This window comes from Flavobacterium sp. (genome assembly GCF_024710485.1).
GTDB lineage: Bacteria > Bacteroidota > Bacteroidia > Flavobacteriales > Flavobacteriaceae > Flavobacterium.
Window position 1 is genome coordinate 57833 of sequence record NZ_JANJUQ010000031.1, and the last position, 21634, is coordinate 79466.

18 protein-coding genes are annotated in these 21634 nt (G+C 40.1%); 9 read left to right on the top strand and 9 right to left on the bottom strand.

Features of this window, described 5'->3' with window-relative positions:
- Positions 1-235: 235 nt before the first annotated feature.
- On the top strand, positions 236-6247 hold the full coding sequence (locus Q0M21_RS07655) for a choice-of-anchor D domain-containing protein (RefSeq protein ID WP_295336597.1): 6012 nt from the start codon (positions 236-238) through the stop codon (positions 6245-6247).
- Between the two features lie 97 nt (positions 6248-6344).
- Here Q0M21_RS07655 and hisS read toward each other — a convergent pair whose 3' ends face one another.
- On the bottom strand, positions 6345-7703 hold the full coding sequence (hisS, locus tag Q0M21_RS07660; protein WP_295336600.1) for a histidine--tRNA ligase: 1359 nt from the start codon (positions 7701-7703) through the stop codon (positions 6345-6347).
- A gap of 157 nt (positions 7704-7860) precedes the next feature.
- On the opposite strand from hisS, the gene Q0M21_RS07665 reads away from it, so the two are divergent.
- Entirely contained in the window at positions 7861-9105 is a 1245-nt protein-coding gene (locus Q0M21_RS07665) for an ABC transporter permease (RefSeq protein WP_295336602.1), read from the top strand.
- A 4-nt stretch (positions 9106-9109) separates the two neighbouring features.
- Here Q0M21_RS07665 and prmC read toward each other — a convergent pair whose 3' ends face one another.
- The gene (gene prmC / locus Q0M21_RS07670) at positions 9110-9964 is read right to left on the bottom strand and encodes a peptide chain release factor N(5)-glutamine methyltransferase (protein ID WP_295336605.1); all 855 of its coding nucleotides are present in this window, start codon (positions 9962-9964) and stop codon (positions 9110-9112) included.
- Positions 9965-9976: 12 nt separating this feature from the next.
- The gene (locus Q0M21_RS07675; protein WP_295336609.1) at positions 9977-10474 is read right to left on the bottom strand and encodes a GNAT family N-acetyltransferase; all 498 of its coding nucleotides are present in this window, start codon (positions 10472-10474) and stop codon (positions 9977-9979) included.
- Between the two features lie 28 nt (positions 10475-10502).
- Here Q0M21_RS07675 and ribD point away from each other — a divergent pair, with 28 nt between their 5' ends.
- From ribD to Q0M21_RS07690, 3 genes are read left to right on the top strand one after another with little or no spacing between them, the layout of a single operon-like run.
- Complete coding sequence (ribD, locus tag Q0M21_RS07680) at positions 10503-11543, top strand: bifunctional diaminohydroxyphosphoribosylaminopyrimidine deaminase/5-amino-6-(5-phosphoribosylamino)uracil reductase RibD (protein ID WP_295336763.1); 1041 nt, start codon at positions 10503-10505, stop codon at positions 11541-11543.
- Positions 11536-12144, top strand: coding sequence for an HAD family phosphatase (locus Q0M21_RS07685; RefSeq protein WP_295336612.1), 609 nt, complete (start codon positions 11536-11538; stop codon positions 12142-12144). The genes ribD and Q0M21_RS07685 overlap by 8 nt, the downstream gene beginning before the upstream one ends.
- 27 nt (positions 12145-12171) lie before the next feature.
- Entirely contained in the window at positions 12172-12780 is a 609-nt protein-coding gene (locus Q0M21_RS07690; protein WP_295336766.1) for a YigZ family protein, read from the top strand.
- Here Q0M21_RS07690 and Q0M21_RS07695 read toward each other — a convergent pair.
- Complete coding sequence (locus Q0M21_RS07695; RefSeq protein WP_295336614.1) at positions 12777-13175, bottom strand: thioesterase family protein; 399 nt, start codon at positions 13173-13175, stop codon at positions 12777-12779. The genes Q0M21_RS07690 and Q0M21_RS07695 overlap by 4 nt on opposite strands.
- A 187-nt stretch (positions 13176-13362) precedes the next feature.
- Here Q0M21_RS07695 and dnaA point away from each other — a divergent pair, with 187 nt between their 5' ends.
- From dnaA to Q0M21_RS07710, 3 genes are read left to right on the top strand one after another with little or no spacing between them, the layout of a single operon-like run.
- Positions 13363-14790 carry a chromosomal replication initiator protein DnaA gene (gene dnaA, locus Q0M21_RS07700; RefSeq protein ID WP_295336617.1) on the top strand — a complete coding sequence of 476 codons (1428 nt, stop codon included), beginning with the start codon at positions 13363-13365 and terminating at the stop codon, positions 14788-14790.
- A gap of 38 nt (positions 14791-14828) precedes the next feature.
- Positions 14829-15296: a low molecular weight protein-tyrosine-phosphatase gene (locus tag Q0M21_RS07705; RefSeq protein ID WP_295336620.1), complete on the top strand. Its 468-nt coding sequence runs from the start codon at positions 14829-14831 to the stop codon at positions 15294-15296.
- A gap of 35 nt (positions 15297-15331) precedes the next feature.
- Positions 15332-16054 carry an SAM-dependent methyltransferase gene (locus Q0M21_RS07710; RefSeq protein ID WP_295336623.1) on the top strand — a complete coding sequence of 241 codons (723 nt, stop codon included), beginning with the start codon at positions 15332-15334 and terminating at the stop codon, positions 16052-16054.
- Between the two features lies 1 nt (position 16055).
- Here the strand turns inward: Q0M21_RS07710 and Q0M21_RS07715 are convergent, their stop codons facing one another.
- From Q0M21_RS07715 to dapF, 5 genes are all read right to left on the bottom strand, one after another.
- Positions 16056-16691, bottom strand: coding sequence for a peptidoglycan-binding protein LysM (locus tag Q0M21_RS07715; protein WP_295336626.1), 636 nt, complete (start codon positions 16689-16691; stop codon positions 16056-16058).
- A 97-nt stretch (positions 16692-16788) separates the two neighbouring features.
- Entirely contained in the window at positions 16789-17577 is a 789-nt protein-coding gene (locus Q0M21_RS07720) for a DUF2279 domain-containing protein (protein ID WP_367273715.1), read from the bottom strand.
- 126 nt (positions 17578-17703) lie between these two features.
- A complete protein-coding gene (gene mltG / locus Q0M21_RS07725) occupies positions 17704-18732 on the bottom strand; it encodes an endolytic transglycosylase MltG (RefSeq protein WP_295336629.1) in 1029 nt (342 codons plus the stop codon).
- Positions 18733-18751: 19 nt separating this feature from the next.
- The gene (locus Q0M21_RS07730) at positions 18752-19279 is read right to left on the bottom strand and encodes a GNAT family N-acetyltransferase (RefSeq protein ID WP_295336632.1); all 528 of its coding nucleotides are present in this window, start codon (positions 19277-19279) and stop codon (positions 18752-18754) included.
- A 5-nt stretch (positions 19280-19284) separates the two neighbouring features.
- The gene (gene dapF, locus Q0M21_RS07735) at positions 19285-20067 is read right to left on the bottom strand and encodes a diaminopimelate epimerase (protein ID WP_295336635.1); all 783 of its coding nucleotides are present in this window, start codon (positions 20065-20067) and stop codon (positions 19285-19287) included.
- A 134-nt stretch (positions 20068-20201) separates the two neighbouring features.
- Here dapF and Q0M21_RS07740 point away from each other — a divergent pair, with 134 nt between their 5' ends.
- Positions 20202-21590 carry a trypsin-like peptidase domain-containing protein gene (locus Q0M21_RS07740; RefSeq protein WP_295336638.1) on the top strand — a complete coding sequence of 463 codons (1389 nt, stop codon included), beginning with the start codon at positions 20202-20204 and terminating at the stop codon, positions 21588-21590.
- Positions 21591-21634 lie beyond the last annotated feature (44 nt).

Sequence of the window (21634 nt, forward strand, 5' to 3'; positions counted from 1 at the left end):
TTTGTTCAGTATAAACCCATTTTCAAGTTTTTCTAATTAATATATAACTTTAAAAAATCAATAATTTTGTAGTCTTTTTACTTAAACAAAATAACTTAATGTGCATTTCATCGATTTTTTTATGCTTTTTATCGATTATTTCAAACCTTTTACCTAGTTTTGGTTCGTCAAAATAATCAAATGAAGAATTAAATAATCTTCAAAAAAACAATAATGCATAATTAAGCCCAGAATTATGAAAAAATTATTATCCAATTTCAAAAAAAGAAGTTTATTACTGCTGTTTTTATTTTCAGCAGCAGCCTTTTCACAGGTAACTATTAAAAGTCAAACCTTTGAAAATGTAGCATTAGATAATTTAAGCTACATTGTAACCTCTGCAAGCAATATTACTACAGCACCGGGAACTGGTGTTGCAGGAAGCACCGCGTTGAGTTTTAGAGGAAATTTAATGTATGCCACTTTCGAAAACATCGACATCACCGGTTACACCAATGTTGAAGTCAGCACAAACTTCGCTTCACTTGGCGTTGACATGGATGAAGATCTGTTCATTCAGTTCTCCTATGACAATGGAGTCAACTACCAAACACCTATAAAACTGGTAGATGGTAACAGTAACAAAAACTTAGCCTACGGGACGGCAGACGCCTCTGCAAACCCTTTTGTCTATAATATACCCGCAAGTAACAATAGTGTAAGATTTCGCATTTACTGCGTTGGGGTTGACAGTGCTGAATTTTATTATATCGATAATATTACTGTTCGCGGTATTGCCAGTCCGGAAATTAACTTACAAGCTAACGGAACCAATATTGCTTCCGGCAGCACTACCATAGCTACAGCTATAAATACCGACTTTGGAAGTACCGATAGAAATACAGGTACAGAAACAAGAACATTTACTATTGAAAATACAGGAATTGCTAATCTTAACATATCCTCTGTTACCACCAACAACAGTGAATTTACAGCAACAGTTTCCTCAAGTACTGTTGCACCGAATGCTTCAGCTATCCTAACAGTGGTTTTTAATCCGGCTGTAACAGGAACCAGAAACGGAGTAATCCAAATTAACAATAACGATAATAACGAAGGAACCTATACTTTTGTAGTGCAAGGTATCGGAACAGAACAAGAAATCAACATTCAAGGAGGAACTGTCCCTACAGATATAATCAATGGTTCAACAACTATTTCTGATGCTTTGGGCACTAACTTCGGTTCGCAACCGGGAACTAGAACATACAGTATTCAAAATACAGGAACAAGCCCACTAACACTGTCATCAGCTTCATCTTCTATTGCTGACTATACCGTAACATTCACACCGAGTACAATCCCTGCCGGTGAAACCGGTACACTAACCGTAGTTTATTATCCTACAGCCACAGGGACTCGCACAGCTACTATAACACTTTTAAACAACGATGCCAACGAAGGAACATACACTTTCAGAGTTTCAGGTACGGCTACCGATAAAGAAATTAACCTGAAAGGCAATACTATAAATATAGCTTCAGGAAGTACTACTATCGCCTTCGACAGAAACACAAATTTTGGTAATGCAGATATCAATTCAGGTAGTGTAACCAACAACTTCACCATAGAAAACACTGGAATTAACAGTCTATCCATTACATCAGTATCATCTAATAGTCCGGATTTCTTGGTGTCTTTCCCGGCAACCACCATTCCGGCTTACAGCTCAGTTACCTTACCGGTAACTTTTAACCCTACAGCTGCAGGAACCAGAAATGGTGTGATTACCATCAACAATAATGATAGTAATGAAGGAACTTATACCTTTGCAGTACGTGGTACCGGAACGGAACAAGAAATCAATGTGCAGGGCGGTGCAGGTCCAACCAACATTGCTAACGGCTCAGTTACCATCTCAACAACTTTGGGAACCAACTTCGGGTCTTCGGCAACAACCAGAACTTTCGTAATACAAAACGTTGGTACCAGCAACCTAAACATCAATTCGTTAACTTCTTCTCTAGCAGACTACACACTGAGTGTATCTTCCAATGTAGTGGCTCCCGGAAGCACAGAAACACTTACAATTGTATTTAATCCAACTGTAACCGGAACAAGAACAGCCACCATCACAATTGGCAGTAACGATAGCGATGAAAGTAATTATTCATTCGCAGTATCAGCCAATGTAACCGACAAGGAAATAAATGTTAAAGGAAATGGAGCCACAATAAGTAATGGCTATACTGTCATTACCGCCACAAGAAACACCGATTTTGGTAGTGTGGAAGTTGAAGGTGGGAGCGCAACCAACAGTTTTGTTATCGAAAACCTTGGAGGCCTTCCGTTAACTGTTTCAGCAGTCACTTGCAGTAATAATTATGACTATACCGTTACTTTTACCCCTACAGTAATCCCGGCTGGTGGTACAGCAACTTTTAGTGTCGAATTCAACCCTATTACTAACGGAGTAAGAACCGGTACAATTTATATCAACAACAACGATGCTGATGAAACTAACTACCGATTCAATATTTCCGGAAGAGGTTTACAAGACAACGATGGCGACTCGGTCGACAGTAGTATTGATATTGATGATGACAACGATGGTATAACCGATATCATAGAATGCGGAACTTGTTTAAGTGACCCATTCGTAAACGGAAGTTTTGAAACACCTGTAATTGCTGCTTCAAGTTATGCTATCCTACCAACCAGCAGCGTAAACGGTTGGCAAACCAGTGCCGAAAACTTCATCGAAATTTGGAGTAGCGGATTCAATGGTGTGCCGGCGGCTAGTGGTAATCAATTTGCCGAATTAAATGCTAATGTACCCGGAATATTATACCAAACGTTTTGTTTAAACGGTGCCGGTGGAACAATCAACTGGTCTATCAAACACAGAGGAAGATCAGGCGTTGACCAAGCTTTCGTAAAAATGGGTAGTTCTTTAGCCGATGCATTGGCCTCAACGCCTATCGTGGAAATGGTAGACGGAAATACAGCATGGGGAACTTACTCAGGAATTTACAGTATACCGGTGGGACAAACCCAAATCGTTATTACATTCCAAGCCGGTTATACCGGTTCAGGTAGCGCCTCAATCGGTAATTTTATCGACGATGTACAAATTGTAATCAACCAAGGTTGTATCGACTCAGACGGCGATGGTATTCCGGATACAGAAGATTTAGATTCTGATAACGACGGTATTCCGGATGTTGAAGAGGCTGGGTTCAAACAATACAGCAACAATACTTCAACTTTCGACAAGAGCAATCCTTCTCTTTGGACTGATGCCAATAACAATGGTATGAATGATTACATCGCAGCTTTGATTTCAGGCGGAACATATAATGTATTGAATAGTGATGGAGACGGATTAAGAAACTATTTAGATTTTGACAGTGATAACGACTCTTTCTTTGATGTAAATGAAGCCGGCGTATTAAACGGCGACGGCGACATCAACGATGATGGAAAAGGGGACGGAATCGATACAGATAAAGACGGAATTTTAGACATCTACGACAACTCGACTAACTTCGGTACCATAGCCAGAAGCTATGCACAAGATACCGATGGTGACGGCACTCCTGATTTCTTAGAATTAGACGCAAACAATGACGGTATTTTCGATATTACAACTTCTTTATATGACAATATCGACACCAACAACGATGGTAAAGTAGACGGAACTGCCGACGCTGACCGAGACGGAATCCTAGATGCATTCGATACTAATCCGGCTGTAAAAGGCTCGCCAAGAAACTTAAACAAAAAATTGTTATTGGATTTTGACGGAAGAAACGACTACGCAGAAAGTGCTCCTATAGTGGGCGGATTGGCCAATGCCTCTCTAATGGCTTGGATTGATTTAAGAAACGGTTACAGCAATGAAGGTGTAGTAGTAGGTCAAGACAAATTCCAAATCAAAGTGAACAGCGACAGAAAACTCGAAGCTTTGGTTAACAATACCTCTGTAACAAGTACTGATGCGCTTAATACCGCACAATGGTACCATGTGGCTGCAACTATCGGAGGCGGTGAATTAAAATTATACTTAAACGGAGGGTTGATTGCAACAAAAGCAGTTTCCGGAGGCATTCAAGCCGATGCAACTAACTTCACTTTAGGTAAAAACCCCGCTGCTGCTAATCAATTCTTCAATGGTAAAATAGATGAAGTGCGACTATTTAATGTGGCTTTAACTGACAGCCAATTACAAAGAATGGTATACCAAGAAATTGAAAACAATGGATCACAGGTTCGTGGAACCGTTATCCCAAGAGACATTCAAGCACTACCTTATGCCAACTTGATTCGTTATTATCGCATGGATACTTACAAAGATGATATCGTAGATGACTTAGTAACACCGGGCTTCGATACAGTAACGGGTATGAAAATGTACAACCATAAAAATATTTACACCCAGCAAGCACCTATGCCTTTTGTAACCAGAACAACAGGAAGCTTTGCTACTGCGGTAAATGACAGCACAAAAGACATCAGAGGCTTAGACTTAAACGAATATGATTATGCAATAGTACAAGTAAACCACAACATCACTGAACCATCAAATGTAACAACAATGGGAATGATAATAAATCCGGGAGTTGCAGTAAACATGAACAACGACAATAAGTTGGAAAACAAATGGTATTTAAAATTAGACGGTAAAATCGACTTGAGCGGCAAATCGCAATTAGTGCAAACAGCCGACAGCGAATTGGATGCTGCAAGTGCAGGATTCATCGAAAGAGATCAAACCGGACAATCCAACAAATTCAATTACAACTATTGGTCTTCACCGGTAAGTAGCATTAATAACACTACAATAAACCACGGTTATACAGTAGCAGGTGTAATGAAAGACGGTACAACCGCTACACCACAAAACATGCAGTGGACAACAGGCGTAAACAGCAGTGCTACCAGCCCAATCACTTTGAGTAGCTATTGGATTTTCAAATTCCAAAACCTGACCAACAGTTACGCTAACTGGACTACAGTAGGCCAAAACGGTACGTTGTTAGCCGGACAAGGGTTCACTTTGAAAGGATCCAGTGCGGCTACTCCGAAACAAAACTATACTTTCGTGGGTAAACCAAACAACGGGACTATTACTTCTTCAGTAGCAGCTAACAATTTGAACCTTTGCGGAAACCCTTATCCGTCAGCCATTGATGCCGATAAATTTATCGATGATAACATTGGGTCAATATCCGGAACTTTATTGTTCTGGGAACACTACAGCACCAATAATTCCCACAATACTATACAATATCAAGGTGGCTATGCTACTTATACTAAAGTGGGTGGAACAGCTCCTGTAGCTCCGGCCGGTATCAGCGGATTAGGAATCAGTGATAAACTAGCTAAAAGATTCATTCCTGTCGGACAAGGATTCTTTGTCAGCGGAAATGCAACAGGTGGTACAATTACCTTCAACAACAGTCAACGCATCTTTATCAAAGAAGACAATGCGAACTCGCAATACTTATTCAGAAATGCCGGAATGATGACTACTGCTCAAGCGGCCATCAATGCCGAAGACACTTTTGAAACACAACAATTTACCAAATTACGATTGGGATTTGTGTCGGCTAACAATTACCACCGTCAATTGTTATTAGGGTTTATGAATCAATTTGCAACCAGTGGATTCGACAATGGTTACGATGCTTTGAGTGCAGAAACCTTAGCGAGCGACATGTATTTCATGCAGGGAACATCAAAATTGAATATCATTGGCGACAGTTACTTTAATGCCAACAACAGCTATCCGTTAGGCATCAAAAATGCTACAGCTGGAAATGTAAAATTCAACTTGGATGCCAAAGAAAACTTGGCGGAAGACCAAGAAGTGTATATCTTCGATAACACTACCGGTATTTACCACAGTATCAAATCGCAGCCGTTTGAAATTAACTTACCGGCGGGCACTATCGAAAATCGTTTCTTCTTGAGATTCTCAACAAGCAGCTCATTGGGAACCAATGATAATGAATTGCAAAATGGTATTGCTGTGATGCACACGCAAACAGACAACACCATTCACATCAAAAACGAATTGATGGACGCTACCATTAAATCGGTGGAACTATACAACTTATTAGGGCAAAAAGTAGCCGATTGGTCATTAGAAAACCAATCAGCAACCGAAATGCACTTACCGGTTAGCAATGTAAGTACCGGAACTTACATTGTAAAAATCGCAACCGATAAAGGCGATATCAGCAAAAAGATTATGGTTAACTAATGAATTGGATTTGACAAAAAAAACTCTCCGTTTTGCTGCGGAGAGTTTTTATTTATTTTAACTGTAAAATGTAAAATTATGCTATTACTAATCACACTCAAGCTAATTTCGCTAAAATACCCGCTACATCAGTTTCCGATTGTTCGCCGGTTATTAGGTGCTTCAAAGTAAATAAATCTCCTTTGATTTCTTTAACTACAAAAGGAATCTGACGACGCTCGGCATGCTTAAACTGCTTATCAATTTTAGCCGCATCCGGATAAACCTCTGCTTTAACGCCTTTTGCTCTTAAGCTTGTTACTGCTTTCATCGCTTCAAAAGCCTGACTTTCGCCAAAATTCAAAAACAATACTTGGGTCGACGTACTAACTGTAGGCGGAAACAAATTCAACTCTTCCAACACCAAATAAATACGGTCTAAACCAAAAGAAATCCCAACGCCGCTCATATTTTTCAATCCGAAAATACCGGTCAAATCATCATATCTTCCGCCACCGCCTATAGAACCCATGGCCACGCCTTCAGGTGCCGCTACTTCAAAAATGGCTCCGGTATAATAATTCAATCCGCGTGCTAAAGTCACATCCAAATCCAATTGGGCTTTTTGCAACCCTAATCGGGTGACGTTGTCACAAATAAAACGCAGTTCCTCAATACCCTTTTTGCCTTCCTCAGAGGTGGCTAACAACTGTGACAATTTTTCTAATTTTGCTGCTATGCTTCCGGTAAAACTAAACAACGGCTGCACTTTCAACAAAGCAGCTTCCGAAATGCCTTTCTCCAACATTTCTTTTTTAACGCCTTCCTCCCCAATCTTGTCTAGCTTATCCAAAGACACGGTAAAATCAATCAATTTATCCGAAGCACCGATAACCTCAGCAATTCCGGATAAAATTTTGCGATTGTTAATTTTAATCGTCACGCCTGCTAATCCCAAAGCCGCAAAAACCGAATCGTACAATTGTACCAACTCAACTTCCTGCCACAAAGAAGTAGAACCTACCACATCGGCATCGCATTGGTAAAACTCTCTGAAACGTCCTTTTTGCGGACGGTCAGCACGCCAAACCGGTTGGATTTGGTAGCGTTTAAACGGAAACTCAATCTCGTTTTGGTGTTGCACTACATAACGCGCAAAAGGCACGGTTAAATCGTAACGCAAAGCTTTTTCGGAATTTTTTCCCGTGAGTTTTTTATAATTGCGGTTTTGCAATTCTTCCGCCGGAACTTTATCCAAATAATCCCCGGAATTCAATATCTTAAAAATCAGCCTGTCGCCTTCTTCCCCATATTTCCCCATAAGGGTTTCAGAGTTTTCAAACGAGGGTGTTTCTATAGGCTGGTACCCAAATTGCTCAAAATGACGACGCATAATCGAAATGATATAATTGCGTTTCGATACCTCAACAGGTGAAAAATCTCTCGTGCCTTTAGGAATACTTGGTTTTTGTGCCATTGTTAATTTGAAATATTAAATTTTAGATTTTAAATATCTAATATCTGATATTTAATATCTGATATTGCTTTGCAAATATCTTATTTTTTAAAACTATTTCCACCCGCCTTGCAATATTCTTGTAACAAAAGCTGTATTTTCGTGTCAAATAACCGTTATGATTGGATTATTCAGAGAAAACGTTAAAATTGCGTTGGGTTCTATTCGGGCGCAATTGCTTCGCACCATATTAACGGTGGTTATTATTGCTATTGGTATCACAGCTTTAGTAGGTATTTTAACGGTGGTTACCGCCATTGAGTACAACCTCAACTCGAGTTTTGCCTCCATGGGTTCAAACACCTTCAATATCAACCAATACGAATCAACCGGAAGACGCCGCGGTAATGAACCAATTGAAAAAATCAATCCCATCATCAGTTATCCCGAAGCAAAGGCTTTCAAAGAAAAATTCAATACGCCTTTTACCCAAACTTCCTTGTCCTTCATGGCTACTTCTAACGCCGAAGTAAAATTTGAAAACAAAAAAACCGACCCGGAAATTTCCGTTTTAGGCATCGACGAATTCTACTTAACCAATTCAGGATTAGAAGTAACCCAAGGCCGAAACTTCAATTCTTTTGATATTTCCAACAACGTATATTCCTGTATCCTCGGCTCCGACTTTGCCACCAAAGGATTGCTGAAAGACACCAACCCTATCGATAAAATCATCTCCGTGCGCGGGGCGAAATTTAAAGTCATCGGCGTACTTAAGGAAAAAGGTTCCACTTTCGGAAACAGCCAGGATTTGCGAGTAATGATTCCGATTCAAGTAGCGCGCTCCCTATTTTCAGCACCCAATATCAATTACTCTTTAAGCAGCATGGTATCAAAGAAAGAATTGCTCGACGAATCTATCGACAATGCCATCATCACCATGCGAAAAATTCGAAAATTGAATCCGGTGGAGGAAAATAACTTCGGAATTTCCCGCAGCGATGATTTGATCAATCGCATTGGAGAATTAACCGGTTTTTTATCATGGTCGGCTTGGATTATGGGTATCATTACCATCTTAGGTTCTTCCATCGCCTTGATGAATATTATGGTGGTTTCAGTTACTGAAAGAACTCGGGAAATCGGTGTTCGTAAAGCTTTAGGGGCTAAGAAAAGTACCATCGCCTTTCAGTTTTTTATAGAAACCTTAACCATCGGACAAATGGGTGGCTTTTTCGGGATTATCTTCGGAATACTAATTGGCTTTATAATTTGCTTAGTCGCCGATTGGGATTTTGTCATTCCGTGGGGAGCCATCATGGCGGCCTTTGTCACCAGTTTTATAGTGGCACTGGTTTCCGGTTTGTATCCGGCCATCAAAGCCTCACAACTTGACCCGATTGAAGCCTTGCGTTACGAATAACAGTTTATTTTACAGCCGATACCATTCGGTCATTACCGTAAATATCCTGATGCAATTGCACTTTCGTGAAACCAAAACTTTCCACCAAAGCAACCATTTCTTTACCGAGATATTGGTTAATTTCGAAGTACAACTTACCGTTAGCTGTTAAATGCTTTTGCGCTAAAGCCGCAATTTTTCGGTAAAACAGCAAGGCGTCGTTATCTTCTACAAACAAGGCTAAATGCGGTTCGTACTCCAATACATTCGGCTGGATTTCAGCTTTTTCCAAATGCCTAACATAGGGTGGATTGGATACAATAATATCAAATGATTGCCCTAAATCTTCCATCACCAGAATGTCTTGCAACCTAAAATGGACGACAACCTGATTCAACTCCGCATTTTTCTTAGCCATAGCCAATGCTTTTTCGGAAACATCAATGGCATAAACTTCCGCCTCGGGTAAATTTTGCTTCAACGCAATCGGAATACAACCACTGCCGGTGCCGATATCCAAAATACTCAACTTTGTACTTCGCACTTCGTACTTTGTACTTTTCAAAATCAACGAAACCAACTCTTCTGTCTCCGGTCTCGGAATCAACACACTCTCATTGACCAAAAACGGCAAGCCATAAAATTCCGTTTCGCCTAATATGTATTGAATCGGTTTATGCTTTTTCAGTTCCGCCAAAGCACTTTCCCAGCGCAACAACTGTAAGGCATCCATCTCCATTGCAGGTTCCAACGCCAAATCAATGCGCTTTTTGCGGTGGAAACTTTCCAACATCAAGTAAAAGAAACTTTCTATTTCCTTTTCGTCATACCAAGAAGAAAGTTCGTTAAGGAAAGTGGTTTTATAGTCTTTAAGCAACATCGGATTTCGAATTTATTTTTTGGGACTTAATGTTGTAATCATCCAAACCGGACAAGTAGAATGACCTGTATTACCCAAAGGTTCACAAAGGTATTCAAAGCCCGATTTTTGATACAAATGCTGGGCTGCTTTCATTTCGGGTAAGGTTTCGAGATAGCATTTTTCATAGCCGAATTCGGTCGCTTGAGCCAAACACCGTTGTATCATTTGAAAACCCAAACCTTTCCCTCGGGCTTCGGGTAAAAAATACATTTTTTGCAATTCGCAAATGTTCTCGGTTGAGTGCTCCAACTGACTAATACCGCCACCACCAACTATTTTACCATCGTGTTCTACCACAAAATAAACAGCCCGTGGTTGATCATAGGTTTCAAACATAAAATCAAGTTGCACATCAGCAAAAGCGGTTCCGGTTTTCGGAAACTGATCTACGATAAAAACGGCTCGGATAACCGCAGCAATTTGCGCATTATCATGCGGTTGGATTTCCCGAATTATAAAGTCACTCATTCTAAAAGTAATGTCTTATTTTTGTGTGGTGAAGATACATGAAAAATACCTATCGCGCTGTATCCAATTGGCCAAAAATGGCTTAGGGACTACGTATCCTAATCCGTTGGTAGGCAGTGTCATTGTGCACAACGGCAAAATTATAGGGGAAGGCTGGCACCGAAAAGCCGGTGAACCTCACGCCGAAGTACACGCTGTTAATTCAGTCAAAGACAAATCGCTGCTAAAAGAGTCTACCATTTACGTTTCGTTAGAACCTTGTAGTCACTTTGGCAAAACACCGCCTTGTTGCGACTTAATCATAGCCCACAAAATTCCGAAAGTGGTAATAGGCACCATCGATCCTTTCAGCAAAGTAGCCGGAACCGGCATCCAACGCTTAAAAGACAACGGCTGCGAAGTGACCGTTGGGGTATTGGAAAAAGAATGCCTTTCGTTAAACAAACGCTTTTTTACTTATCACAATAAAAAACGACCTTATATCATTTTGAAATGGGCAGAAAGCAGTGACGGATTTATAGCGCCTTTGACAAAAAGTAAAAAAGAGCCGGTTTGGTTATCCAACGAATATTCCCGTCAATTAGTCCACCAATGGCGTGCGGAAGAGCAAGCTATTTTAGTGGGTACACAAACGGTTTTAGACGATAATCCTAAACTGGATGTACGCGATTGGACCGGAAAAAACCCGACGCGAATCGTTTTAGACCGCCACGGAAAAATCGACTCAAACTACTTTGTAAACGATGGCAAAACCAAAACAGTCGTGATTACCGAACAAGAAAATTTAACAATTGGCGAAAATGTTAGCATAGAAATGATTACATTTGATACACAACTATCGCACAAGATAGCTGAAATAGTTTACCGATTGGGCTTGCAATCCATCATCATTGAAGGCGGAAGACAAACACTGCAAACGTTTATTGATGACCGTCTTTGGGATGAAGCCAGGGTTTTTGTGAGTGATACAATTGTAGGAAAAGGCATTCCGGCACCGCAACTGAATCGCATCGGAAAAACTACAAAAATTAAAACCGACCAACTAAACATCATTTTGAACCATGATTAACACTATCATTTTTGACTTTGGCGATGTTTTCATCGATTTAGAAAAAGAAAAATCCATTGAAGAGTTCAAAAAATTAGGTTTGGACGGTCCGAATGAAGAGTTGTTAGCCCAAAATGATTTGTTCGAAAAAGGGCAAATCAGTGAACTCGAATTCATACAAAGTTTTCAAAAATTCATTCCCAACGCTTCTATAGAAGAGATTATCAAAGCTTGGAATTCGTTAATTGGCGATTTCCCCTTGCACCGATTAGAATTTTTGCAAATGCTATCCAACAAATACCGCCTGTTTTTGTTAACCAATACCGATTCGATTCACATCAGTCGTTTTGAGCACAAAGTCGGCATGTCCTTCTACACCGATTTCTACCGTTGCTTCGAAAAAGTATATTACTCCTATGAAATGGGCATGCGAAAACCCGAGCCGGAAATTTTCAGTACTATACTCAAAAAACACGACTTATCGCCTAAAAGAACACTCTTCATAGACGATAAAAAAGACAATACCGATATAGCGCAAAGCTTGGGCTTGCATGTTTGGAATTTACAACCCGGCGTGGAAGATGTAGTCAACTTGTTCGAACAAAAACACCTGCCGCTCTAGCGCCCAAAGTCACAAATTTCAAGTTTCATTTCATTGAAAGATACCTACAATACCATTGCTTCTGCGGCACCGGAAATACTGTACAAAGAAAAAAACAGTAAGTTTTACGGTTATGCCTTTCCGGTTACTTCCGAAGAGGAAATCAAAGTTCACTTGGAACAATTGCGCAAACAACACTACGGCGCGGTGCATTTTTGCTATGCCTTCCAACTGGGCACAGACACCCTTTATTACAGAGCTAATGACGACGGCGAACCCAGTAATACAGCCGGCATGCCTATATACGGACAAATTCAGTCATTTGGACTCACCAATATTGTAGTAGTAGTGGTTCGGTTTTTCGGAGGCATCAAGTTAGGTGTTGGCGGCTTGATTTCAGCTTATCGAACAGCGGCACAAATGGTATTACAAGAAGCCGAAATCGTCGAAAAAACAATCGACATACACTACAAAATAGCATTCGATTATAAAAACATGAATAAGGTGATGCGCATTATCAAAGAAAACAACCTGACAATAGTGACCCAAAACATGAACGAAAGTTGCGAAATGGTAGTAGCCACACGAAAAAAAAATGCCGAAAAAATCTTCGACATTTTTACTCATTTGTTTGAAATTGAGATTCAAAAAATTTAATGGCTCATCACATCCAAAATATATTGTGGCGGCGGAATGGCTTTCCCCAATTTTACATCCACAAAAACCAACACAAAATGTGCAGTTGTTAATAACTCATCATTTTCGTTGCGAATTTCGCAATCAAATTCTATCTTCACTGAGGATTGACTTTTGAACTTGGTTATAACTGTAAGTAAGTCGTCATAACGCGCTGGCTTTTTGTAGTTTATGGTCATCGAAACTATCGGAAGGGCTATCCCGCTTTCCTCCATCGATTTATATGAAATCCCTTTATTTCTAAGCCATTCCACGCGTCCCATCTCAAAATAGGGCACATAATTCCCGTGGTAAACTACACTCATTTGATCGGTTTCGGAATAACGAACCCTAACTTGAATTTGATGTTCTTTCATCTGCTTTTTTTGCTTTTAATCTAGTTTTTAAAATCTCATTACAACAATATTTTTAAAAAATCAATACCGTTTAAATTTTTTTTAAAGAATTTTATTCACATATTTGTTATCCCGAAAAACAGGACATTTATCCTGTCACTTTTGTTAAAGAAACCTATCAATAATTACACTAATTTTAGACCAAAATATGAGCAAAACTGCGCAATCGGTATGGGAAAACTGTCTAGAGTTTATAAAAGACAATATTCAGGAACAAGCTTTCAAAACTTGGTTCGAGCCGATTAAGTCAGTGGAACTTACTGATAATGCTTTGTACATACAGGTACCCAGCAAATTCTTCTATGAATGGCTCGAAGAACACTATGTTAAATTACTGAAAGTAGCGTTAACCAAAGAACTCGGAAAAAACGCAAAGTTACTCTATAAAATCAAAATGGAAAACACTTATGGCAATAAACAACCGTTTACGGAACAATTGCCAAGTGCGCACCGCAGCCCGATAAAATCGCAAGACGTTGACGCTCCGTTTAAAAACCTGAATCCCGAACTGAAAAATCCTTTCGTAATTCCGGGCATCAGAAACTTAAAAATAGAGTCGCAACTCAACCCTAACTACAGCTTCGACAATTTCCTCGAAGGTGATTCTAACCGTTTAGCGCGCTCTGCCGGTATGGCGGTAGCCAATAAACCGGGCGGTACTTCTTTCAATCCATTGTTAATATTTGGTGGTGTAGGTTTAGGAAAAACGCACTTGGCACATGCTATAGGCGTTGAAATCAAAGACAAATACCCGGAAAAAACCGTGTTGTACATTTCTGCGGAAGTGTTCACCCAACAATACATAGATTCGGTTAAGAAAAACAACCGAAACGATTTCATCCATTTTTACCAATTAATTGATGTATTAATTATAGATGATGTTCAATTCCTATCCGGAAAATCAGGAACGCAGGATGTTTTCTTCCACATCTTTAATTACTTGCACCAAAACGGCAAACAGGTTATCTTAACCTCCGACAAAGCACCGGTTGACATGCAAGACATTGAGCAACGCTTGTTGTCGCGTTTCAAATGGGGATTGTCGGCCGAATTGCACCAACCGGATTACGAAACCCGTATTTCTATCTTGAAAAACATTTTGTACCGCGATGGCGTAGACATGCCGGAAGAAATTGTGGAATACGTGGCCCGCAACATCAAATCTAATGTTCGTGAACTGGAAGGCGCTATCATTTCTTTAATTGCACAATCTTCTTTCAATAAAAAAGAAGTGACTTTGGATTTGGCCAAAAGCGTAGTAGAGAAATTCGTTAAAAATGTAAAACGTGAAATATCCATCGATTACATCCAAAAAGTAGTATCCGATTATTTCCAATTGGATGTAGACACCCTACAATCCAAAACCAGAAAACGTCACGTAGTACAAGCCCGTCAATTGGCGATGTTCTTTGCTAAGAAATTCACCAAATCTTCTTTAGCCAACATCGGCTCTCAAATCGGCGACCGTGATCACGCTACTGTATTACACGCTTGTAAAACAGTTGACAACTTGGTTTCGACCGACAAACAATTCAAAAAGTTTGTTGAAGACATTCACAAAAAATTATCGTTGTAATCTGTTTTTAACCTTTTTACAACTCACAAATAAACAATATGCCCGTTAAAATTTTAATGGTTTGTTTGGGTAATATCTGCCGATCTCCCCTGGCAGAAGGTATACTCGCGTCTAAATTACCAAAAGGCAAATTTATCGTTGACTCTGCCGGCACTGGAAATTATCACATAGGAAAACAACCGGACCATCGTTCGATTGTAGTTGCGCAAAAAAACGGTTTAGATATTACCTATCAAAAAGCGCGACAGTTCTCCGCTAAAGACTTTGACGAATTTGATTATATTTATGTAATGGACAGTTCCAATTACGATAATGTCTTAGAACTGGCTAAAAGCGATGACCACAAAGCCAAAGTAGACATGATACTCAACCATCTTTTCCCGGGAGAAAATGTAGACGTACCCGATCCGTATTTCGGTTTGCAAAACGGTTTCGATATGGTTTATGAAATGCTGGATGAAACTTGCACCATTTTAGCACAAAAACTACAAGAAAAACACCCTTAAAGATAGTTATCTTCAACAAACAAAGCCGCACATTCATGAAAACGGACAGCCCAAAAGGAAAACTGTATTTAATTCCGACCACTTTGGGCGAAAGCGACCCTATGGAGGTATTGCCGCAAACTGTAAAAAGAGCCATCGACTTCATTAACCATTACATCGTTGAAAACGAAAAAACAGCCAGACGATTCATCAAAGCGGTGAATCCGCAAAAAGTACAAGCCGAACTTAAAATTGCATTGCTCAACAAGCACACGGAAGTGTCTGAGCACAATGCCATGATTAAGCCTTGTTTAGAAGGCATCAATGTTGGTTTAATGAGCGAAGCAGGCTGTCCCGGCGTAGCCGATCCCGGCGCAGTAATTGTAAAAATAGCACACGAAAAAGGCATTCAGGTAGTACCGTTAGTTGGCCCTTCTTCCATCCTATTGGCCATGATGGCTTCGGGTATGAATGGACAAAGCTTTGCTTTCAACGGTTACTTACCTATTGACAAAAACGATAAAAAATCGGCACTCAAAAACTTTGAAAAAATGTCGAGCGACAAAAATCAGTCGCAAATCTTTATAGAAACTCCCTACCGCAACAACAAACTTTTAGAAGATATTCTTTCGGCTTTGCAACCCAACACCCATTTGTGCATTGCGGCCGATATAACGCTGCCTACTGAGTACATCAAGACATTACGGGTGGCCGACTGGAAAAAAACAAAGGTCGACCTGCATAACAGACCGACCATTTTTATCATTCACAAGATGTAACTTAATTGATCTTGGCGTTTTTTATCGCCCGGATGCCATTGGTATCAAAACCTCCAAAATCTCTAAGGTAGGTTCTCACGGAGGTACCGTATTGGTCTTTCATTTTTCGTTCCCCATTGGTATTCAAAAAACGCTTAACCGAACCAACTCCACCCAAATGCGCCGCCGCTAAAATTCCGGATTCCGTAATCTTAACTCCGTCAACTACTTTCCCTTCAAAATAACGAATATAATCTCTTAACTCGTATTTGTTTTTAGAAAGTAATGTGACAAACGCCTTTTCCTGTAGTCTCGGATTATTCAAAAAACCTAAACTATCATGGATACCAATTGACTTTAGAGTCCCGACACCAAATTGGTATTTCCCCAAATAGCCAAGCGTATTAATTCTTCTGTATTTTCCTTGGGATTCTTTGTGCGCAATGGCTTCTTTGTAGCCAATAAAATACCTTCCGGTATACGGCACTCTGAGATTAACGTAATCTATGTTGTTTTGAGAAGGAAAAACATAGTGGAGTTCTTCATTTTCATCAACACCAAAACTGAAGTTGATTTGGGCATTGTAAGGTTTAAAACCTGAGCTTATAAAAGCTACTGTTAGTAGGATAGTTGAGTAAAATATTCCTTTTTTAATCATTAATTGTTATTTCTCAAGCGCTGTCACCGACATGAAATTACCGGCTGCAAATATACAACTAATTTTATAAAATTGACTATCAAGCAGTTAAACTGCTTTAAAAGTAGACGAAATGCCATTTCGACCCTCCTAAACCCTTGATTTCAAACGTTGGAGCCGGAATCTTGATGGTATTGCAAATTGTTAAAATCGTCTTAAGAAAATGCGATTTGGTTTCAATTTTAGTCAAATCAACGTCGAGACTAAGGTAAAATTGACGGTATCTTTTACTTTCGGGAAGAAAAATAGTGTTGACAAAAGCGTCATCCCCGGTAATCATCCCCTCGGCTCCGTAACCAATAGCCACATTCAACCATTTCGGTACTTTGCTTTTAGGGGCAAAAGAATGAATGTTAAACGACAACCAATAAGTCTGACCATTGTAATCTTTCAAGATTTGCTCTTGTAGCGAACTGCCTAAAACTTCAGGTCGAGCAGCAGCATAAGGCGTGGTATGAAAAGAAAATTTAGGGACGATGCGTTGCTCTTGCCAAAGCAATTCTTGAGAAACATACAAAGCGGTACCCGAAACATTGGCTGCCACATCGCCAAGCGAGGCTCCCCAATTAGCCGAATAGCCATCAAACACTTCAACAGTCGTCAAAAAAGCCAAACCTAAAGTCGCCCCGTAAAGCAACTGACTCTTTTGGTTGGCACCGGCCCACTTCATGGCATTAGCCCCTAAACTACCCAAATGATAAGCCGAAAATACATGGCCTGCTTTGTCCATCTGCAACCACTCGGCATTGTCATTGATAAAATGAAAATTAGATTTCGGATAATCGGCATACCAAACCTGATTCAAACCAACCAAGGCAGCAGTTCCCAACGCGGCTTCGGAAATCACCAGAGTTTTAAGTCGACTTTTATGCAGCGTGTCCGAAGGTTTCAAAAAAGCATTCAACCCTTTTTGTGCCCAAAGTAGTGAGGTACAAAACAGAAAAAAAAGTATGTAACCCTTGTGCTTCAAGAGTTATCGTTTGGTGCCTTGAGCATTCAACCAATCGGCATATTTTTTAGCATTCACATCGTGTTGCGCCATGGTAGCGGCAAACTCATGATAACCAAAACGCTCTACGCTGGCACAGAAATACAAATAATTATGTTGTTCCGGATTCAAAACCGCATCAATCGCATCAATATCCGGCATGGCAATGGGTCCCGGAGGCAATCCTTCGTTTTGGTAAGTGTTGTAAGGAGAAGCGATGAACAAATCATTGTACAATACACGTTTAATCACTTGCTCAAAATTGTTGTCACGCAACTTTAAAGCGTAAATCACCGTAGGATCGGCTTGCAATTTCATCCCGTCTCTTAAGCGATTTAAATATACACCGGCCACTGTCGGTCGCTCGCTTTTCTTTACAGTTTCTTTGTGAACAATCGAGGCCAAAGTAATCACTTGCACCGGCGTCATATTCAACTCGGCAGCTTTAGCCAATCGCTCTTTGGTCCAGAAACGATTGTACTCCTCCAACATTTTATCTCTGAATTTTTCAGCCGAAACGTTCCAATAGAATTCGTAAGTATTGGGTAAAAACATAGCAAAAACAGTCTCCTTGGTAAAACCATTCTTTTGCAAAAAGATACTGTCGCGGAAAGTCGCCAACAATTTAGTAGTGTCAGGCTCAATCTGCGAACTGATACGCTCGCACAAATTCTCCAATCGCTCCTGATTGTTAAAAGCCAATTGCACCGGTACATTTCTTCGCATAGCGCTAACCAACTGAAAGGCACTCATTCCTTTTTTCAACAAAAATCTTCCGGGTTTAACATTGTCGGGATAAGAGCGAAGTTGGGCAATCACCTCAAAATCGGACATATTTTTGATATAAGGCGAAATGATGTTTTGTACCGCATCGTAGGTAGCGCCGGTTGGAACTTCCACATACACTTCCTCTTTGTCAAAAGTGGTATTAGCTGTAAAGAATTTGATATACACTAACAAAACGACCAATAAACCAACGGCCGCTGTAATTTTAAAGATTTTACTTTTATTCAAAACCGAAACTGTTTTAGATTTATTTTTTTATCAATTGAAAAAGGGCTTCATCATGAAAACGATTATGGGTAAAATTCCAATCCTTCTTCACACCGATTTTTTCAAAACCAAAGGTAGTAAAAAGCGATAAACTCGCTGTGTTTTCCGTACTGATATTGGCATACAATTGATGCAATTGCAATTGCCCAAAGGCATAATCAATTACCAATCCTAAAGCCTCTTTACCGTAACCCGAATGTCTGTCACCTTCATCTTGGATAATAATGCCTACACCCGCACGCTGGTTCTTAGGATCAAAGTCGAATAAGTCTATCAAACCAATCGCATCTGGCGATTCCTTTTTACAAACAGCCAAACGCAACTGCTTGGCTTCGTATATGTCCTGATGAGCATTTTCTAAGTATTGACGAATAAGAAACCTGCTGTAAGGCGTTTGAGTATTACTGACTTCCCAAATCGATTCATCATTCTCCACAGCATAAACAAACTCCAAATCTTCGGGTTCGAGCGCACGCAAGTTAATCTTAGATCCCTTTAATGTAATCATATGATTTAAATTTCAATGGTACCACTAAAGACAAAGGTGGCCGGACCTTTAAGAAAAACATGGGTGTATTGATTCCCTTCTTTAACAAACGAAACCTCTAACTTTCCGCCTTCCACATCCAAATAAATATGATGCGATTGCGTTCTGCCGGTAGCATGCATGGCAATAGCCACCGCAGTAGCCCCGGTACCACAAGACAAGGTTTCATCTTCTACACCACGCTCGTAAGTACGCAAAGCAAAATGATTTTCCGAAAGTTGCTTGACGAAGTTCACATTGCTTCCCGGTTTTCCGTACAAGTCGGAATATCGAATTTTAGCGCCTTCGGTTTTTACATCAAAATGCGACAAATCTTCTACCATAGTTACATGATGCGGCGAACCGGTATTGAGAAAAACATAATCTTCTTTGATATGTACTTCGCTTACGTCTTTCATCCCCAAAGAAACCAAACCATTGTCAAAAACTGCTGCATGATGCGGTCCGTCAGCAGCGATAAAATTGGTATCATTTTGAATCAATTGCAAGCTTTTAGCAAAAGCCACTAAACAACGTCCGCCATTACCGCACATGGAACTTTCATTGCCGTCGGAATTGTAATACACCATCCTGAAATCAGCAGCCGCATCTTGCTCTAATAAGATAAGACCATCAGCCCCGATACCGAAACGGCGATCACACATTTTTTCAATGAGTGCCACATCGTTTTTAGGAAACCCAGCAGTTCTGTTGTCTATCATGACAAAGTCGTTCCCCGTGCCTTCGTATTTGTTAAAATTGATTGTCATAGCTGTGTTAAGTACCACAAATATAGCAAAATTTAAGATTGACTTAAAAATTGTTAAACGACCGTTAAAGGGTATTGACATGGAAATTGAAACTTTATAACTTTACTAAACAATTAAAAAAAACCGACAAGACGATGAAAAGAGTATCAAGTTTATTTTTAGTGTCTTTACTAAGCGGAGCTACTACTTTAGGAGCTTACAAATTATTCTTTGATAACAATGGAAGAGACAGTATCGTTACAACAGCTTCCGGTTCCTACGGAAGAGCCGTAGGATTATCAGGCGAAGCCATTGATTTTACAGAAGCTGCCGAAGCTGCGGTACACACAGTCGTGCACGTTAAAAATGTTTCCATCAGAACGGTATCTAATCCGATAATGGAGTTTTTCTACGGTCAACGTGGCGGTCAACAACAAGAACAAATCGGCACCGGTTCAGGCGTTATCATTTCGGAAGACGGTTATATCGTAACCAACAACCACGTGATTAAAGATGCCACCGAATTGGAAGTAACACTAAACAATAACAAGTCCTACAAAGCCAAACTCATCGGGACCGATTCTAAAATGGACATCGCACTATTGAAAATCAATGCCGATGAAAAATTACCGTATTCCACTTTTGCCGATTCCGATCAGGTAAAAGTAGGCGAATGGGTATTGGCCGTTGGGAATCCGTACAACTTAAACTCAACCGTAACCGCCGGTATCGTTTCGGCCAAAGCCAGAAATTTAGACAACCGCAACGGCATCCAATCGTTCATTCAAACCGATGCAGCAGTGAATCCGGGAAACAGTGGCGGTGCTTTGGTCAACACCCGTGGTGAATTGATAGGCATCAACACCATGATTTCCTCTCCTACCGGAAGCTATGCCGGCTATTCATTTGCCGTTCCTTCTAACATTACCCGAAAAATTATCGAAGACATCATGGAATTCGGTGGCGTACAAAGAGGTATTTTAGGGGTAGAAGGCAACGAATTGAACAGCAAAGCCTCCAACGAATTAGGCATCAAAGATACCGAAGGCTTCTACATCAACAAGGTAACTAAAAATTCTGGAGCCGAAAAAGCCGGCTTGCGCAAAGGCGATGTGATTAAAAAAATCGACAGTCAAAAAATCACTTCTTTTGCTGAACTAACCGGCTATATCAACACCAAACGCCCAAGCGACAAAGTTCAGGTAACTTATGTGCGCGACAACGAAACCAAAACGGCTTGGGTAACGCTGATTAAAAACGATATTTTCACCACTGAATTCAAGGGCTTGGAGTTGGAAAATATTGATAGTGCCGACAAGAAAAAATTCAGAATAGATTACGGTGTACGCATCAAAGAAATCAACAACGATAATTTGAGACCGTATTACGACCAACTCAAAGGCAACATCATCCTATCCGTAGACAATGTTAAAGCCACGGATGTAGAGACCATTTCGCGATTCTTAAACCGAAAAGACGAAAACCAAAGTGTCAGCATCCAAATGATTAACCGATTAGGACAAGTGATACAAATTATCATCTAAATACAAAATCATCTTACTTATTTTTCGAAGAAACCGGCCCTGCA

Coding starts and splice junctions, on each gene's coding strand:
- Q0M21_RS07655 (WP_295336597.1), top strand. CDS start 236: ATGAAAAAATTATTATCCAATTTCAAAAAAAGAAGTTTATTACTGCTG.
- hisS (WP_295336600.1), bottom strand. CDS start 7,703: ATGGCACAAAAACCAAGTATTCCTAAAGGCACGAGAGATTTTTCACCT.
- Q0M21_RS07665 (WP_295336602.1), top strand. CDS start 7,861: ATGATTGGATTATTCAGAGAAAACGTTAAAATTGCGTTGGGTTCTATT.
- prmC (WP_295336605.1), bottom strand. CDS start 9,964: ATGTTGCTTAAAGACTATAAAACCACTTTCCTTAACGAACTTTCTTCT.
- Q0M21_RS07675 (WP_295336609.1), bottom strand. CDS start 10,474: ATGAGTGACTTTATAATTCGGGAAATCCAACCGCATGATAATGCGCAA.
- Q0M21_RS07685 (WP_295336612.1), top strand. CDS start 11,536: ATGATTAACACTATCATTTTTGACTTTGGCGATGTTTTCATCGATTTA.
- Q0M21_RS07695 (WP_295336614.1), bottom strand. CDS start 13,175: ATGAAAGAACATCAAATTCAAGTTAGGGTTCGTTATTCCGAAACCGAT.
- dnaA (WP_295336617.1), top strand. CDS start 13,363: ATGAGCAAAACTGCGCAATCGGTATGGGAAAACTGTCTAGAGTTTATA.
- Q0M21_RS07705 (WP_295336620.1), top strand. CDS start 14,829: ATGCCCGTTAAAATTTTAATGGTTTGTTTGGGTAATATCTGCCGATCT.
- Q0M21_RS07710 (WP_295336623.1), top strand. CDS start 15,332: ATGAAAACGGACAGCCCAAAAGGAAAACTGTATTTAATTCCGACCACT.
- Q0M21_RS07715 (WP_295336626.1), bottom strand. CDS start 16,691: ATGATTAAAAAAGGAATATTTTACTCAACTATCCTACTAACAGTAGCT.
- Q0M21_RS07730 (WP_295336632.1), bottom strand. CDS start 19,279: ATGATTACATTAAAGGGATCTAAGATTAACTTGCGTGCGCTCGAACCC.
- dapF (WP_295336635.1), bottom strand. CDS start 20,067: ATGACAATCAATTTTAACAAATACGAAGGCACGGGGAACGACTTTGTC.
- Q0M21_RS07740 (WP_295336638.1), top strand. CDS start 20,202: ATGAAAAGAGTATCAAGTTTATTTTTAGTGTCTTTACTAAGCGGAGCT.